Consider the following 16470-nt stretch of genomic DNA (forward strand, 5'->3'; position numbering starts at 1 on the left):
CTGTTTCCAACGGCTTGCCGGTTTTTGCGGCACCGCAGCGGGTTGGTGTTTGGAATGTTGCAGAGATTCCAGATGTAGGAAGCGGCCGGGATGTGGCTGCTTTTATCCGGGCAGCTTTTATTTCTTCGGGAGAAGAGCATCCCGTGATGTTGGTTATGTCCGAAAACCGCACGGCGTTGCCGTGCCTTACGCATTTTTAGCAGCCCAAAAAATCCACAAACGGGTATCCCGGCAACAAACGGAAAGGGTGGGCAATGCCGGGGTTGCATGATGGGGCAGGCATGGTTGTGATGCTTGAAAACACCGGCACCAATCCGCCAAATTCCGCTTCCCGCCCGCCGGCGCAGCAGTGCCTGTGTTATAGTGGATTTGCTTTATTTCCGGCACAAAACAGCAGGCCGCAGCTGTTGCAGATAGCACGCAACCGGTTTTGTTGCCGCGCCCAACCGTTTTCTTTGGGACGGAGCGCGGCAGGGCTGCGCCGGAAATAAAGCGGGTTTGCCCTATAACCGTGTTTCTTCCGACAACCGCCGCCCAACTTATGCCCAAGCTTACCGATTTTTCTGCTTCTCATTTTTCCGCCGCTGTTGCTGCATTTTTGGTGTCTTACGGCAGCAGCGCGGTCATTATTTATCAGGCCGCCCTGGCATTCGGTGCATCACCTTCACAAACCGTATCGTGGTTTACCGCGCTTCCGCTGGTATGCGGTGTGCTGACTTTGGGCTTGAGCCTGCGCTACAAAGCGCCGGTGATGATTGCCTGGTGTACGCCCGGCGCAGCGGTGTTGGCAGGGTTGGGCGGCATCGGGCTGAATGATGCGGTAACGGGATTTATGGCGGCAGCCGCCGCAATGTGGCTGGTGTCGGCATTGGGCTGCTTTGACCGCTTGGTGCGCATGATTCCCGCCCAGCTGGCAGCAGCCATGCTGGCAGGCATATTGATTCATTTCGGCAGCCGCGTGTTTGCCGCCATGAGCAGCCAAACAGCTCTGGTGGGGGTTATGCTGGCAGTGTTTTTCCTAACCAAAATCCGCCTCGCGCGTTACAGCATTTTGCTGATGCTGGCGGCGGGGGTCGGCTATGCAGCGTGGGCGGGGCTTATCGACCAAACGCTGCTGGTTTGGCGCAACCCCGTGTTGGAATGGGTCGGCCCCGGGCTGCATTTCGGGCACACCGTCAGCGTGGCCGTACCGCTGTTTATCGCATCACTGGCCACACAAAACGTGCCCGGTATGGCCGTTTTACGGGGCTACGGTTACCAAATCCCCGCCCGACCGCTGGTGGAAAACAGCGCAGCCGCCACCTTGCTGGCCGCGCCGTTCGGTGCGTTTATGGTGAACCTGGCAGCCATCAGCTCCGCCATTTGCATGGGCAGCGATGTGGATAAAAATCCCGAACGGCGCTATTTGGCCACCTTATTGCTGGGAGTGGTTTACCTGTTGGCCGCCGCTGCGGGCGGCATTACCGTAGCCATGTTTGCCGCCCTGCCCGCCGAATTGACAGCATCGTTGGCCGGCATTGCCGTGTTCGGCACGCTGCAAGCCAACCTCGCTGCCGCCTGGCAATGCGAACACTCGCGCGAAGCGGCACTGGTTACGCTGCTGGCTTCCGCATCAGGCATGACGCTTTGGGGCATAAGCAGCGCATTTTGGGGGCTGGTGTTGGGTTTGGCGGTTTACTACCTGAACCTGAAAACAGCGAAATAACATAACAAACTGTTTTATGGCTGTTTGAAAGCTGTGAACTATTCCCCAATACTTAGACAAGTTAAGAATCTTTCTCAAACAGCCTTTTCAAGCCGGGCTCTGTCGACTACAGAACCCGACTTTTTTAAGTTTAAACTAATCCGTTCATGTTTCAGTGTGAAACCCTCCATCGGCGCATTGTCCCAACAATTGCCTTGTTTAAACGGTTTGGTAGCTTTGGCAGCGTACCCTCCTTTTCGTTGAGGGTTTTCATGTGTTTTAGGCAGTCGTTCTACACCCTCATGTACCCCAACTCTTCAATCAGTTGTGCTCGGGTTTATCGGTGATAAACGGGTTTTTGCATTTAGTCTTCATAGAGGCAGCCTGTAGGTGTTGAAGTGCGGCGATACCGCCTTGCCGATAAGCGGCTATCCAACGGCGTAGATGTGTGCGTGAGACGTTGAAGTACCATTTGGTGCGCTGTTGGCTGTGCACTTGGTGATAATAGGGTGCGGCTTGGTATTTGAAGTTGAGTGTATATTTGGACATAAGAAAACAGCACCTTTTAAAGTTGGAGGAAGTGTTTAACCTTAAAAGGTGCTATTTTCTTTGGGGCTGACGTAGATTAGCAGTCATGACAAGCTGCTAAAATGAAGATAACAAACTGTAAATTAAGCAAAAAAAGCACAGAAGAAACTACTCGGATATTTTGTGCCGGAAGTTACCGCCGTTCGGCTGCCGATGTCTTGGGTATCCGGCCCAACACCGCCATACTCTTTTACCGCAAAATCCGCCTCGTCATCAGCCGTCATTCGGCCTTGGAGGCCGATCAGGTTTTTGAAGGTTCCATAAAGTCAGATGAGAGCTGCTCCGGCGGTAAGCGCAAAGGAAAACGCGGCACAGGAGCCGCAGGCAAAGTGGTGATTTTCGGCATCCTCAAACGTGGCGGCAAGGTTTATACCGTGGTCGTGGATAACGCCAAAAAAGAGAGTTTGTTGCCTGTTATTACGAAGAAAATCATGCCGGACAGTGTGGTGTATACCGACAGTTTAAGCAGCGATGATGTCCCGGATGTCGGCGGTTTTCACCACCATAGGATTAACCACGGCAAGACATTTGCCCAGAGGCAAAACCACATCAACGGCATTGGGAATTTTTGGAATCAGGCCAAGCGTGTGCTGCGCAAATACAACGGAATCGACCGAAAGTCTTTTCCCCTATTCTTGAAAGAATGCGGGTTTCGTTTTAACTTTGGCACACCAAGTGAGCAGTTGAAAATCTTGCGGGATTGGTGTGGTATTTAGGGCTAATCTACTTCAGCCCCTTTTCTTTTCCAGAAGGCCTTTAGTTTTTTATTCGAATATACCCGGCAAGTCCTAACGTAAAAGCTCACTAGTAATCTGCTGCAAAAACACTAACCTGGATTCGCGGATTTTCCCTGTTCCGGCGGCGGTTTTTACTGCGCAGCCCGGTTCGGCGCGGTGGCTGCAATTGTGGAAGCGGCACTTCCCCACCAGATGGCGCAGGTCGGGAAAATAGTGTAGCAATTGCGCTGCCTGCAAATGGTACAGGCCGAATTCTTGCAGGCCGGGCGAGTCGATTAGTTTGGTTTCTTCATTTAAATCATATAATTGTGCGTGGGTGGTGGTGTGCTTGCCCGAATCGAGCGCGGTGGAAATTTCTCCCACGCGTGCGGCATCGCTGCCCAAAAGCGCATTGGTGAGCGTGGATTTTCCCATGCCGCTCTGCCCTAAAAAAATATTGGTATGCCCCTGCATCAGCGGCCGCAGGTTGTCGGCGTTATCGAGTGCGCAGGTTTCGACAACGGGATAACCCAATGATTCGTAAAAATTTAATTTTTCCCGCCAAGCCGCTGTTTCGGGCAGGTCGGCTTTATTTGCTACCACCGCTGCACCGATTCCCTCTGCCTCTGCGGCCAGCAGTGCCCGTTGCAACAGCAGTTCGTTGGGTGCAGGCACAGCGGCGGTTACGATAAACAGCTTATCCACATTGGCGGCAATTAGCTTGGCTTTCCGGGCATCCTGCCGGTAGAGCAGGCTTTTGCGCGGCAGATAGTTTTCGATAACTGCCTGACTGCTGTTGACGGGTGTGATATGCACCCAGTCGCCGCAGGCAAAATCCACCCGTTTTTTGCGGGTGGTGGCATCGAAAACGGCACCGGACGGCGTGCGCACGATAAAACGGCGGCCGTAGCTTGCGGTGATTTGGGCGGTGTCGGGCATAAAATCGGGCAGATAGAAATAAAGATTTATTTTACAGGATAATCCGGGCCGTCTGAAAAACCTTTTCAGACGGCCCGGATGACTGACGTTTATATAAAATAACTCTATAATCATTAAACCGTTTTTAGTTTTCGAGGGAACCACTATGCATAAGAGTGCTTTTTTTCTGGCTGCCTTTGCCGCCTTGTCTTCGGCTTCTGCCGCCGAAATTTATATTGCCGAGCAGATTCCTTATCAGGATGAAAGCCGCATCGATCATCGGATAACATCCGAATGCACGAAAATCGGCACGGTTATGTCTGAATCCATTGTGAAACATGCAGCAGCGCAAGGAGTTACCGTTGTGCGCTCTACCGAGCCTGAAAAATATGGCCGTTATGCAAAAATCACCATCGACGCGGCCATGAGCTCAGGCAATGCCTTTATCGGCCATGCCAAAGGTTTGTCGGTATATAACGAACTGTTTCAAAATGGAAAAGCAGTTCACAAAACTACCATGAGCCGCAATTCCACGGGCGGAATGTTCGGCGGCTTCAAAAGCTCGTGTTCCGTGCTTTACCGCACCGCCAACGTACTGGGCAAAGACATTGCCGGTTGGCTGGCAGCCCAAAACAAACCGTAACCACCAATTTTCAAACCATCGGCAAAGGTCGTCTGAAACGTTTCAGACGGCCTTTGTGTTTCAGACGGCCTTTACACAGATCAATGATAAAATAATGCTTTCCCGCCTAACCTGCCTTGCCCAAACGGCCTTATGCTCACTGATTTAGAAAAAAACGCCATCCGCGACCACTACCGCGCCATTTCGCAAAACCTGCCGCAGTTCCGCCCGCGGGCAGCTCAGCGGGAAATGATTGCGGCCGTTGCCAACGCCTTTTCGCGCACGCAAACCCGTGCCGAAGGCGAAGAAGCACCCAAGCGCGAGGGAGAAAGCATTGTGGTGGTGGAAGGCCCCACCGGCGTGGGCAAAAGCCTAGCCTATCTGCTGGCGGGCGGCATCATGGCGCAAACGCGCGGCAAGCGGCTGATTGTGTCGAGTGCCACGGTGGCCTTGCAGGAGCAGCTGGTTAACCGCGATTTGCCGTTTTTAGTGGCCCAAAGCGGTCTAGAGCTGACTTTCGCGCTCGTCAAAGGGCGCGGCCGCTATCTCTGCCCCTACAAACTCTACCAGCTCACCCAAAGCAATGCCCAGCAAAACCTGCTCGGGTTTGAAACGCCCGCCGTGTTGTGGGACAGCAAGCCCAAGCCCGAAGAATTAAAGCTCTTGCGCGGTATGGCCGATGAATTTGCCGCCCGCCGCTTCAACGGCGACCGCGATACCTGGCCGGAAAAAATCGACGATGCGGTGTGGATGAAGGTGAATAACGACAATTACGGCTGCCTCAAAGCCGCCTGCCCCAACCGCCCGGAATGCCCGTTTTACCTCGCGCGCGACACGCTCGAAAATGTCGATGTGGTGGTGGCCAACCACGATTTGCTGATGGTCGATATCGGCATGGGCGGCGGCGTGATTCTGCCTGCGCCCGAAAACAGCTTTTACTGCATCGATGAAGCCCACCACCTGCCCAAAAAAGCCCTCAGCCAGTTTGCTGCCGAACACTCATGGAACCAGGCCGTGTGGGCGCTGGAAAAACTCCCCGCCGTTACCGGCAAAATCGCCGCGCTCACCGACAAGGCCGAGCTGGCAAACTTGGCGGACGAAGCCGCCGCCGCCCTGCTCGAAAGCCTGCACGAATGGCAGTTTCATCTTTCCGAAGAGCCCGAATTGAGGCCGTCTGAAAACAATGAATCGGTGTGGCTGTGGCAGGACGGAAAAATTCCCGAAGCGCTGGAACTCACCGTATCCAACACCGCCGTTGCCGCCCGCAGCCTCTACAAACACGCCAACGGTCTCAACGATGCATTGGCCGCCGCCCGCCGCGACAAAGACCAAAACAGCGCCCAAATCGACCGTCTCAGCACCGAATTCGGCGTATTCCGCGCCCGCATCGAGCAAATCACCGCTGCTTGGGATTTGCTCGCTACCGTACCCCCTGAAGGCGAGGAGCCGTTGGCCAAATGGATTACCCGCCGCCTTGACGACAAAAACGACTACATCTTTCATGCCAGCCCCATCAGCAGCGCCTCCCATCTGGCCAACAACCTGTGGCGGCGCGCTGCCGGCGCTGTGCTCACCTCTGCCACCCTGCAATCGCTGGGCAGTTTCAACCTGATTTTGCGCCAAACCGGCCTGCAATGGCTGCCCGAAACCACCACGCTCGCCCTGCAAAGCCCGTTTGATTTCGATGCACAGGGCGAGCTGTATCTCCCGCCCGTGCACGCCAGCCCCAAAGACCCCGCTGCCCACACCGCTGCCATTGTCGAATGGCTGCCCAAACTGATTTGCACTGAAGAAGGCATCGGCACACTGGTGCTGTTTTCTTCACGCAAACAAATGCAGGAAGTGGCTCTGCGCCTGCCCGAAGCCTATCTGCCGCTGTTGCTGGTGCAGGGCGAGCTGCCCAAAGCAACGTTGCTGCAAAAACACCATCAGGCCGTTAGCGAAGGCCGCGCCAGCATTATTTTCGGGCTGGACAGCTTCGCCGAGGGGCTGGATTTGCCCGGGTTGGCCTGCGTGCAGGTGATTATCGCCAAACTGCCGTTTTCCATGCCCGACAATCCCGTTGAAAAAACCCAAAACCGCTGGATAGAGCAACGCGGCGGCAACCCTTTTATCGAAATCACCGTGCCCGAAGCCAGCATCAAACTGGTGCAGGCAGTCGGCCGCCTCATCCGCACCGAAAGCGATTACGGCCGCGTAACCATACTCGACAACCGCGTCAAAACCCAAAACTACGGCCGCCAAATGCTCGCCTGTCTGCCGCCGTTTAAAAGAATCGGATAATGGGCGCAGAGGCCGAAAGCCCTGCAAAATTCAAAAAACTTGTTTACCGCCGTCACCGGGTTTAAACCGGGCACGGCGGCAGTTATGGTGAATCCGCTCCGCATTTCCATTACGGCGCGGCCAAACCCCGACCCAAAGAAAACGGTTTTGCAAACCGCTTAAGCGGTATGAAACTGGTTCCATATTGCCGGCAGCTTGATGTCTTGTATCGAAAATAAAATAGATACACGATTAAAAAGCCTTTGCAAAACAAATTTAGGCCGTCTGAAAGGCTTCCATACCATTATTCCCACTCATATTCTCACTCAGGCGGAAATTCTGATAAAAATATTGAAATATTGTCAAACAAATACCCGAATGCCCGAACGCTCGGATTACCGCCGGCGCGGGGGCAGCACAGCAGGCTTGCGAAGTTGATAGCGGCAAACAAACTTCCTGTGGTGTTTTTGAATGTTGCAAAGGCCCCAGAGATATTTTTAGACGGCTTGAAATTATTTTTGAAAAAATCCCAAATTAAAAAAACCTGCTTGCCTATAAATGCGGCCCAACAAAAGGCCGTCTGAAATATTTCAGACGGCCTGCTTTATTTTGATTGAGTGATTGTGAAGCGTAAACAGCCGGTTAATTAAGTAGGAAAATTACTTAATCAGCTTGGCGAAATATTCCAAAGTGCGCACCAACTGGCAGGTGTACGACATTTCATTGTCGTACCAAGCCACGGTTTTCACCAACTGTTTGCCGCCCACGGTCATCACCCGGGTTTGGGTGGCATCAAACAGCGAGCCCGCTTCCAAACCGATCACATCGGAAGACACGATTTGGTCTTCAGTGTAGCCGTAAGACTCGCTTTGGGCAGCTTTCATGGCGGCGTTAATCTCTTCAACAGTAACGGTTTTTTCAAGCACGGTAACCAGCTCGGTGAGCGAACCCGTGGCCACAGGCACGCGCTGGGCAGAACCATCGAGTTTACCGTTCAGCTCGGGGATCACCAAGCCGATGGCTTTGGCGGCACCGGTGCTGTTGGGCACAATATTAATGGCAGCGGCGCGGGCGCGGCGGAAATCGCCTTTGCGGTGCGGCGCATCCAGTGTGTTTTGGTCGCCGGTGTAGGCGTGGATCGTGGTCATCAGGCCTTCAACCACGCCGAACTGTTTCTGCAGCACGGCGGCCATCGGCGCCAGGCAGTTGGTGGTGCACGAAGCGGCAGAAATCACGGTTTCGCTGCCATCGAGAATTTCTTGGTTCACGCCGTAAACCACAGTTTTCACATCATTGCCGCCGGGTGCGGAAATCACCACTTTTTTGGCACCGGCGCGGATATGGGCTTCGGCTTTGTCTTTTTTGGTGAAAAATCCCGTGCATTCCAGCACCACATCCACACCCAGCTCACCCCACGGCAGCTCTTCGGGGTTGGGGTTGGCAAACACTTTGATTTCTTTGCCGTTTACGGAAATAGCACCGTCTTTCAGCTCGGCAACGCCCTCAAAGCGGCCTTGGGTGCTGTCGTATTTAAACAGGTGCAGCAGCATATCGGCCGGCGTTAAGTCGTTTACCGCCACCACTTCGATGCCTTCGGTTTTGATGATTTGACGCAAAGCCAAGCGGCCGATGCGGCCGAAGCCGTTAATCGCAACTTTAATGCTCATTTCGATTTGCTCCTTAAAACAAATAGTTTGGGTTGATTGTTTGATTTGCTGCTTTTTACCATGAAATAAAATTACTACCTAGCACTACTTTGATAAAGCCGCAAAAATCTGATTTAAATTAGGGGCTGTACTAGATAACTAGGGAAATTTAACTTCAGGTTAGAATAATCCCTATGAGAAAAAGTCGTTTAAGTCAGTACAAGCAAAACAAACTGATTGAACTATTTGTTGCAGGTGTTACCGCCCGCACAGCGGCGCAATTAGTTAGCGTCAATAAAAATACCGCTGCCTATTACTTCCACCGTTTGCGCTTACTTATCTATCACAACAGCCCGCATCTGGAAATGCTTGATGGTGAAGTAGAAGTTGATGAAAGCTATTTTGGCGGACAACGCAAAGGCAAACGTGGTCGCGGTGCGGCTGGCAAAGTGGCTGTATTCGGGCTTTTGAAGCGTAATGGTAAGGTTTACACCGTTGCCGTACCCAATACACAAACTGCGACTTTATTGCCAATTATCCGCGAGCAAGTGAAGCCTGATAGCATTGTTTATACCGATTGTTACAAAAGTTATGACGTTCTTGATGTGAGCGAATTTTCACATTTTCGGATCAATCACAGCACACATTTTGCTGAGCGACAAAATCACATTAACGGAATTGAGAACTTTTGGAACCAAGCAAAACGCCATTTACGCAAGTTTAACGGCATTCCCAAAGAGCATTTGGAACTGTATTTGAAAGAGTGTGAATGGCGTTTTAACAACAGTGAGATAAAATTTCAAATTTCTATTTTAAAACAATTAGTAAAGCAGGATTTGTTCTAGTTATCTAGGACAGCCCCATAAATTAAGTAAGCATCGGATAAAGGGGATAAAGGCCGTCTGAAAATTTTAATATTTTGATTGGGGCTGTACTAGATAACTAGGGAAATTTAACTTCAGGTTAGAATAATCCCTATGAGAAAAAGTCGTTTAAGTCAGTACAAGCAAAACAAACTGATTGAACTATTTGTTGCAGGTGTTACCGCTCGCACAGCGGCGCAATTAGTTAGCGTCAATAAAAATACCGCTGCCTATTACTTCCACCGTTTGCGCTTACTTATCTATCACAACAGCCCGCATCTGGAAATGCTTGATGGTGAAGTAGAAGTTGATGAAAGCTATTTTGGCGGACAACGCAAAGGCAAACGTGGTCGCGGTGCGGCTGGCAAAGTGGCTGTATTCGGGCTTTTGAAGCGTAATGGTAAGGTTTACACCGTTGCCGTACCCAATACACAAACTGCGACTTTATTGCCAATTATCCGCGAGCAAGTGAAGCCTGATAGCATTGTTTATACCGATTGTTACAAAAGTTATGACGTTCTTGATGTGAGCGAATTTTCACATTTTCGGATCAATCACAGCACACATTTTGCTGAGCGACAAAATCACATTAACGGAATTGAGAACTTTTGGAACCAAGCAAAACGCCATTTACGCAAGTTTAACGGCATTCCCAAAGAGCATTTTGAACTGTATTTGAAAGAGTGTGAATGGCGTTTTAACAACAGTGAGATAAAATTTCAAATTTCTATTTTAAAACAATTAGTAAAGCAGGATTTGTTCTAGTTATCTAGGACAGCCCCTTTTGATTTAAAATATCAAAATATGATTTAAAGAAAATATTCCTTGTTGCGGGTAATGATTTTATGCTTGAAAACATCAAGATATTATTTATTGCAAGATATTATTTATTGAATGTTGTCGATAAAAGCGGTATCAATCCAAAATAAATGAGAATTAAGCTGAAATAATCTTTCAAGCTGTAGATAAACAATCAGACACCCGCATTTTTTCAGACGGCCTGATACAAGATAACGATAAGTAAATACTATTAAAAATATTATGCCGGCAGCTCCGTTTTACCGTATAGTGGATTCAGTTCATTTTCGCTACAGACAGCCCGCCCTGCTTGAAGCAAACAATTTGGCAAGCTGCCAAAGCGGCTGCCGAACCGGCTTCATACTGCTGTACAACCTATGGCTTGCCGTGCTGTATCGGAATCATGAAATCTATTGTATTATCAAAAACATCTTTTCCGGTCGTATTTTGTGAAAGGCAAATTATGCTGCAAAGAACACTGGCGAGACCCATCAGCGTAACCGGAGTCGGCCTGCATTCCGGCGAACGCGTGGCGCTCACACTCCACCCCGCATCTGAAAACAGCGGTATTTCATTCCGCCGCACCGATTTGGGCGGCAAACAGGGCGAAATAATCGCGCTCACCCCTTATCTGATTAACGACACCCGTTTATCCTCCACCGTGGTAACCGATTCGGGCGTGCGCGTAGGCACCATCGAGCATATTATGTCGGCATTGGCGGCTTACGGCATCGATAATGCGCTCATCGAGTTGAACGCGCCTGAAATTCCGATTATGGACGGCTCCAGCCTGCCTTTTATCTATCTGCTGCAAGATGCGGGCATCATCGATCAAAAAGCGCAGAAACGCTTCTTGAAAATTTTAAAACCGGTAGAAGTGAAAGAAACCGGAAAATGGGTGCGCTTCACGCCCTATAACGGTTTCAAAATAACGCTCACCATCGAATTCGACCACCCTGTGTTCAACCGCAGCAGCCCCACCTTTGAAATCGACTTTGCCGGCAAATCCTATATAGACGAAATCGCCCGCGCGCGCACGTTCGGCTTTATGCAGGAAGTAGAGCTGATGCGCTCGCACAATCTCGGCCTGGGCGGCAACCTTTCCAACGCCATCGTAATCGACGATACCGATGTGCTCAACCCCGAAGGGCTGCGCTATCCCGATGAATTTGTGCGCCATAAAATCCTTGATGCCGTAGGCGATTTGTATATTTTAGGCCATCCGATTGTCGGCGCATTTGAAGGCTACAAATCAGGCCACGCCATCAACAACGCCCTGCTGCGTACCGTTTTGACCGACCCGGCTAACTACGAATGGGTAGAATTTAAAAACGAAGAAGATTTGCCCCCCGCATTCCACAAATTGCCCCGCGCCGCATAGCATTTTTCATACCCGTTAAAGCAACGAAACAAACAGAATAAAGGCCGTCTGAAAATATTTTCCCATAAGGAAACTTTTCAGACGGCCTTATATATTGCACCCCAAGAAAGGGAGTGTATTTTTACATTATACCCCTTGACAAATCGGAACAACCGACTTTTGAAAGGGGGTCTGAAATGTCATCAGTCTACTATACCGTAACCCCCGAACCCGAACTTTTCCCCAAATCCTACATCGTCCGTATTTTCAAAGACGACAATCCGAGCCGTACTGTCTGTTTTCCCGTCTGCAATCCTCTGAACCGTGTCAAAACCGTCAATCAGGCTTGCGAATACGGGCGTTTGGCCGTGCGCCAAATCATGGATAGGGAGTCTGCCGAATGATTAGCCAAGACAAAGCAAAAAAAGCGCGTGAAGCCGTATTTGGTGGCGGCGGCTTTGCGACGCGCCAAAGGCGGCTTCATGCGCCGGTATGGCGCCCCCCTTATCTAACAGGGGGGGGGAGCAGAAACGGCAGCGGCCGTAAGCGCGGAGCAGGAAGCGTTTGAAAAATACACCCACTTTCTGACCGATTCCAAAGGCCGTCTGCTGGAAATTCCGTTAAGACGCGGTAAGGCAGATTCTGCCTTTATCGACCAAATCAGTTTTTCAATCCACGAAGATACTTTGTCGCTGCTGGCCGGTTATCCGCTCGTTTCAGACGATGAATATATTGTCCGTGCGTCTATGGAACTTAGCGGTATTTTCGGCTTCGGCATTACCGAAAAAGCCAAACATACGGGCGGGCGTTTTTATGATTCCTGCTGGTTGATGGGAACCGACAATGCCCGATACGGGCGCGTCCACTTCGGCGGCCAAAACAACACCATGCTGATAGAGCTTACCGCCACGGGCTGCAATGCCGCCGAAGACGGCCGGGAATCCCGCCTTTACCGGTTCATCACCCAAGCCGTGCGCCCGAAAATTACCCGTATCGATATTGCCAAAGACTTTTTCAACGGCGAATACACGCCCGAACAGGCCAAAGCCGACCGGCTGGCGGGCAAATTCACCAATCACCGCATGATGCCCGATGGCGAATCGGTCGGTACCGATTGGGAATCCAACAACGGCAAGGGCAAAACCTACTATGTCGGCTCGCGCGAATCGTCCAAATACGTGCGCGTGTATGAAAAAGGCAAACAGTTGGGCGACAAACAAAGCCCGTGGGTACGTTTTGAAGTCGAATTCAAAGCCAAAGATATGGTGATTCCCTTTGAAGTGCTGACCGTGCCGGGCGAATACTTCGGCGGCGCCTATCCTATCTGCTCGCAGTTTCAAGAGAAAGCCCAACGGATTGAAACCGTTAAAAAGGTACTGGATTTGACTTTCGAACGCTGCATCGAAGTCGCCCGAAACCAAGTCGGCCGCGCCATCAATGCCGCCAAATCCATGTTTCCGGACAAACAGCCTGCCGAAATACTGGCCATGTTCGAACCCGAACACGATTTATTGCCCAAGCGTTTGAGTATGGAAGTCTATTCAGCCGAACACAATCACGCACCTGCCGTGCATGAAGATGAAGGCCGTCTGAAACTGGGTGAATCCGCCCAAATGCTGGTTGAAATGGCATTGACAGGGCTTTGGAGCAGATCAGGTTTTTGAGGGCGCTATAGAATCGGATGGGTGCTGTTTTGGCGGTAAGCGTAAAGGAACACACGGCAAGGGAGAGGCAGGTAAAGCGGTGGTTTCCGGTATCCTTAAACGTGGAGGCAGGGTTGGTACAGTTGTAGCGGATAATGCTCAAAAGGAAAGCTTATCTCCCGTGGTTACAAGGAAAATTACGGGCTGCCCGGGTAGTTACGCGTATCGGATGCCGGCGGTTTCCGCCACCGCAGGATTAATTACGGCAAAACCATATCGGCAGCATTGGAAATTTTTGGAATCAGGCGAAACGTGTCTTGCGCAAATATAACGGAATTGGCTGGGAATTTTTCCCGCACTTTTTCTGAAAGAATGTGGGTTTCGTTTTAATTTCAGGACACCAAAGCAGTTAAAAACCTGCGGCTTTGGTGGTATTTAGGGCTGATCTACTTTAACCTCTAAATATTTAAGGGGCTGTCCTAGATAACTAGAACAAATCCTGCTTTACTAATTGTTTTAAAATAGAAATTTGAAATTTTATCTCACTGTTGTTAAAACGCCATTCACACTCTTTCAAATACAGTTCAAAATGCTCTTTGGGAATGCCGTTAAACTTGCGTAAATGGCGTTTTGCTTGGTTCCAAAAGTTCTCAATTCCGTTAATGTGATTTTGTCGCTCAGCAAAATGTGTGCTGTGATTGATCCGAAAATGTGAAAATTCGCTCACATCAAGAACGTCATAACTTTTGTAACAATCGGTATAAACAATGCTGTCAGGCTTCACTTGCTCGCGGATAATTGGCAATAAAGTCGCAGTTTGTGTATTGGGTACGGCAACGGTGTAAACCTTACCATTACGCTTCAAAAGCCCGAATACAGCCACTTTGCCAGCCGCACCGCGACCACGTTTGCCTTTGCGTTGTCCGCCAAAATAGCTTTCATCAACTTCTACTTCACCATCAAGCATTTCCAGATGCGGGCTGTTGTGATAGATAAGTAAGCGCAAACGGTGGAAGTAATAGGCAGCGGTATTTTTATTGACGCTAACTAATTGCGCCGCTGTGCGGGCGGTAACACCTGCAACAAATAGTTCAATCAGTTTGTTTTGCTTGTACTGACTTAAACGACTTTTTCTCATAGGGATTATTCTAACCTGAAGTTAAATTTCCCTAGTTATCTAGTACAGCCCCATATTTAATGATATTTTAAATGGCTCTAGACTAGCAGAATAGCTCTGTTAGCCTAGAAAAATGAAATATAACACCAAGTTAAGTGACCATCAGCTCAAAAAATTATCAAGCATTTTTGTGTCGGTATAGAAGCCTCAAAACCGCTTTGCCGACAGGCTTCAACCGCAATACCATCAACCACCGGTATCGCATTTTCAGGCACGAAACATACCGCTGCCAAAGCGGGCAAAAAGACCTGTTATACGGCAGCATAAAGGTTGATGAAAGCTATTTGTAGCGCGGTTTCCATGGCAAGTCAAAGCGTGGCAGAGGAACGCTTAAACAACCGTCTTTGGTATTTTCGAAAGAGACGGCAGGGTTTATACCGAAATCGTTCCTGATTGTAAAAAGCAAACACTTCAAGCTGTTATATTGGGAAAGGTCTCTCTGGGGAGTGTTGTTTATTCTGATAGCCGGCGCGGTTACAGCGGCCTGGTCGATGCGGGCTACTCTAAACATTTGCGCGTTAATCACGGACAAAATGAGTTTGCAGATGGTACCGGGCACATCAATGGTATTGAAAGCTTCCGGAGTTTTACCAAACGAAGGCCCGCCAAATTCAATGGCGTAACCAAAAACTTTGATTTGCACCTGAGGGAATGCGAATGGCGATGGAACCGAAACTCTGATGAACTGAGTCACCAACTTTGGGGGCTTTTTAAAGTAAATTTATATAAAGCTGCTAGTCTAGAGCCTTGTTATGTATCTTTTTAGAGGAAAGGTAAATTAAATCCGGCCGTCTGAAAAACGTTCAGACGGCCGGATTTGAATCAATGCATACAGGTCGGGCGGTAAGCCGGGTTCTGTCGTTGGACAGCCATTCCTCTAGGCGCACCGTTGCCGGGGCGCTCCAGCAACCTACCCGAACGCTCGGCGGGCCGCGTCTGCGCGTTCTGTTTGGTCTTGCTACGGATGGGGTTTAGCCTGCTGCACCTTGTTACCAAGTGCACGGTGCGCTCTTACCGCACCTTTTCACCCTTGCCTGTGCTGAAAACAGCCATCGGCGGTTTCGCTCTCTGTTCCACTTTCCATCGTGTTGCCACGCCCGGCTGTTAGCCGGCATCCCGCCCTCTGTAGCCCGGACTTTCCTCCCCGCAGGCCTTACGCGCTGCGCGGCGGCTGTCTGCCCAACCTGTATACGGGGCAGATTATATCGCAAAATCAAGCCAAACACGATGCGGTGTTGCCCTACTTTGCCGTACTGTTACTGTCTGCAGCCCTGCGCTTTGCCCCATGTTTAGGTTTGTTTCACTATAGCGGCGGGGCAAATCTTTGCAAAAAAATTCAGGCTTTTTTCACGAATTCCAACCTCAGGTTTATGGTGCTGCCATCGATTTTGCAGACAATACCATGATCGCCTTCTTGAAAGCGGATACTTTCCACTTTGGTACCCCTGTTTAATCACCATTGAACTGCCTTTCACTTTCAAATCTTTAATCAATACCACAGAATCTCCATCGGCCAGCAGCGTGCCGTCGTTGGCATCTTTTACCTTTGGTGCCGTTTCAACGGCAGACTCGTTTTCTTGCCATTCATTGGCGTACTCGGAGCAGATAAACTGCGCAGAGTCGTGATAAGTCAACTAGGGTTGCATTGCGGGCATGCGGGTAGAACCATGATTGGTTCTTTCGTTTTTTAAGGCGAGATTTAGGATTATAGCAAAGATAGAACAACACCCTTTGTGTATTCAACCAGCAACCAAGTCGTGCCCTGCTTTTGCAGGGCGCTTTTGTATTCGGTATTGTTTATTTTTGGAAATGCGTGGTCTGCCGTTTATGGTGGTGCCTTATAGATTTTGCTTGGAGTAAAAGCCGGTTGGCGGGTTGCTCTTGATGTCAGCCGTTATGGTCGTTGAAAGTATGGCGGCAGAGTCTCCGCTTGTGCTCGCGATGGTTTTCAGACGGCTGTGGGCTTGGTTGTATGCAGGGTTTCGGCGGTAACAGACCTTGGGTTCCCGCGCCGGAGCGGCAGGCCGTTTGCCCAATGGTTGCGTTGATGCGGTGTTTCAGGCGGGAGCGGCGTGGTGTTTTGTTTGGCAGCGCGTTGCTTTTGATGGGGGCAGTGCATAGACTGCATCCCAAAAGTCAGGCACTATCTACTCAACGTATGAGGTGCAGTTTTTTATGGAAAAGTATTCAAAC

The 16470-nt window shown here is 50.2% G+C and carries 13 protein-coding genes, 1 other RNA gene and 3 pseudogenes; 11 read left to right on the top strand and 6 right to left on the bottom strand.

What is annotated here, in order from left to right; genetic code table 11:
• Nucleotides 1-541 precede the first annotated feature (541 nt).
• Entirely contained in the window at nucleotides 542-1705 is a 1164-nt protein-coding gene (locus tag H7A79_RS11890; RefSeq protein WP_187000370.1) for a benzoate/H(+) symporter BenE family transporter, read from the top strand.
• 300 nt (nucleotides 1706-2005) lie between these two features.
• On the opposite strand, the gene H7A79_RS11895 is transcribed toward H7A79_RS11890, so the two are convergent.
• On the bottom strand, nucleotides 2006-2233 hold the full coding sequence (locus H7A79_RS11895) for a helix-turn-helix domain-containing protein (RefSeq protein WP_246407921.1): 228 nt from the start codon (nucleotides 2231-2233) through the stop codon (nucleotides 2006-2008).
• A 101-nt stretch (nucleotides 2234-2334) separates the two neighbouring features.
• On the opposite strand from H7A79_RS11895, the gene H7A79_RS11900 reads away from it, so the two are divergent.
• Nucleotides 2335-2988: an IS1595 family transposase gene (locus H7A79_RS11900; protein ID WP_187000371.1), complete on the top strand. Its 654-nt coding sequence runs from the start codon at nucleotides 2335-2337 to the stop codon at nucleotides 2986-2988.
• A 72-nt stretch (nucleotides 2989-3060) separates the two neighbouring features.
• Here the strand turns inward: H7A79_RS11900 and rsgA are convergent, their stop codons facing one another.
• Nucleotides 3061-3927, bottom strand: coding sequence for a ribosome small subunit-dependent GTPase A (rsgA, locus tag H7A79_RS11905; RefSeq protein ID WP_187000372.1), 867 nt, complete (start codon nucleotides 3925-3927; stop codon nucleotides 3061-3063).
• 145 nt (nucleotides 3928-4072) lie between these two features.
• On the opposite strand from rsgA, the gene H7A79_RS11910 reads away from it, so the two are divergent.
• Both H7A79_RS11910 and dinG read left to right on the top strand, forming a co-directional pair.
• Complete coding sequence (locus H7A79_RS11910; protein WP_135036855.1) at nucleotides 4073-4549, top strand: hypothetical protein; 477 nt, start codon at nucleotides 4073-4075, stop codon at nucleotides 4547-4549.
• A 132-nt stretch (nucleotides 4550-4681) separates the two neighbouring features.
• Entirely contained in the window at nucleotides 4682-6811 is a 2130-nt protein-coding gene (dinG, locus tag H7A79_RS11915) for an ATP-dependent DNA helicase DinG (RefSeq protein WP_187000373.1), read from the top strand.
• 638 nt (nucleotides 6812-7449) lie between these two features.
• Here dinG and gap read toward each other — a convergent pair.
• A complete protein-coding gene (gene gap / locus H7A79_RS11920) occupies nucleotides 7450-8457 on the bottom strand; it encodes a type I glyceraldehyde-3-phosphate dehydrogenase (protein WP_135036844.1) in 1008 nt (335 codons plus the stop codon).
• A 173-nt stretch (nucleotides 8458-8630) separates the two neighbouring features.
• Between gap and H7A79_RS11925 the strand changes: the two genes are divergently transcribed.
• From H7A79_RS11925 to H7A79_RS11950, 6 genes and pseudogenes are all read left to right on the top strand, one after another.
• On the top strand, nucleotides 8631-9281 hold the full coding sequence (locus tag H7A79_RS11925; protein WP_187000374.1) for an IS1595 family transposase: 651 nt from the start codon (nucleotides 8631-8633) through the stop codon (nucleotides 9279-9281).
• A 132-nt stretch (nucleotides 9282-9413) separates the two neighbouring features.
• Nucleotides 9414-10064 carry an IS1595 family transposase gene (locus tag H7A79_RS11930; protein ID WP_186999880.1) on the top strand — a complete coding sequence of 217 codons (651 nt, stop codon included), beginning with the start codon at nucleotides 9414-9416 and terminating at the stop codon, nucleotides 10062-10064.
• Nucleotides 10065-10560: 496 nt separating this feature from the next.
• Nucleotides 10561-11478, top strand: coding sequence for a UDP-3-O-acyl-N-acetylglucosamine deacetylase (gene lpxC, locus H7A79_RS11935; protein ID WP_135036841.1), 918 nt, complete (start codon nucleotides 10561-10563; stop codon nucleotides 11476-11478).
• Between the two features lie 176 nt (nucleotides 11479-11654).
• Nucleotides 11655-11861, top strand: a complete 207-nt coding sequence (locus H7A79_RS11940) for a hypothetical protein (protein WP_187000375.1) — start codon at nucleotides 11655-11657, stop codon at nucleotides 11859-11861.
• A gap of 282 nt (nucleotides 11862-12143) precedes the next feature.
• Complete coding sequence (locus tag H7A79_RS11945; protein WP_246407922.1) at nucleotides 12144-13121, top strand: replication initiation factor domain-containing protein; 978 nt, start codon at nucleotides 12144-12146, stop codon at nucleotides 13119-13121.
• Nucleotides 13105-13539 (top strand): annotated as a pseudogene (locus H7A79_RS11950) (IS1595 family transposase); the annotation flags it as partial. The gene H7A79_RS11945 and the pseudogene H7A79_RS11950, both read left to right, overlap by 17 nt.
• A 48-nt stretch (nucleotides 13540-13587) precedes the next feature.
• Here the strand turns inward: H7A79_RS11950 and H7A79_RS11955 are convergent.
• Complete coding sequence (locus tag H7A79_RS11955; RefSeq protein ID WP_186999880.1) at nucleotides 13588-14238, bottom strand: IS1595 family transposase; 651 nt, start codon at nucleotides 14236-14238, stop codon at nucleotides 13588-13590.
• Nucleotides 14239-14350: 112 nt separating this feature from the next.
• Here H7A79_RS11955 and H7A79_RS11960 point away from each other — a divergent pair.
• Nucleotides 14351-15043, top strand: a pseudogene (locus H7A79_RS11960) (IS1595 family transposase).
• Between the two features lie 62 nt (nucleotides 15044-15105).
• Here H7A79_RS11960 and rnpB read toward each other — a convergent pair.
• Together rnpB and H7A79_RS11970 are read right to left on the bottom strand one after the other, a co-directional pair.
• Nucleotides 15106-15464, bottom strand: an RNA gene (gene rnpB, locus H7A79_RS11965) — RNase P RNA component class A.
• A gap of 149 nt (nucleotides 15465-15613) precedes the next feature.
• Nucleotides 15614-15946, bottom strand: a pseudogene (locus tag H7A79_RS11970) (zinc ribbon domain-containing protein YjdM).
• Nucleotides 15947-16470: the final 524 nt, after the last annotated feature.

This window comes from Neisseria musculi, assembly GCF_014297595.2.
Lineage (GTDB): Bacteria > Pseudomonadota > Gammaproteobacteria > Burkholderiales > Neisseriaceae > Neisseria > Neisseria musculi.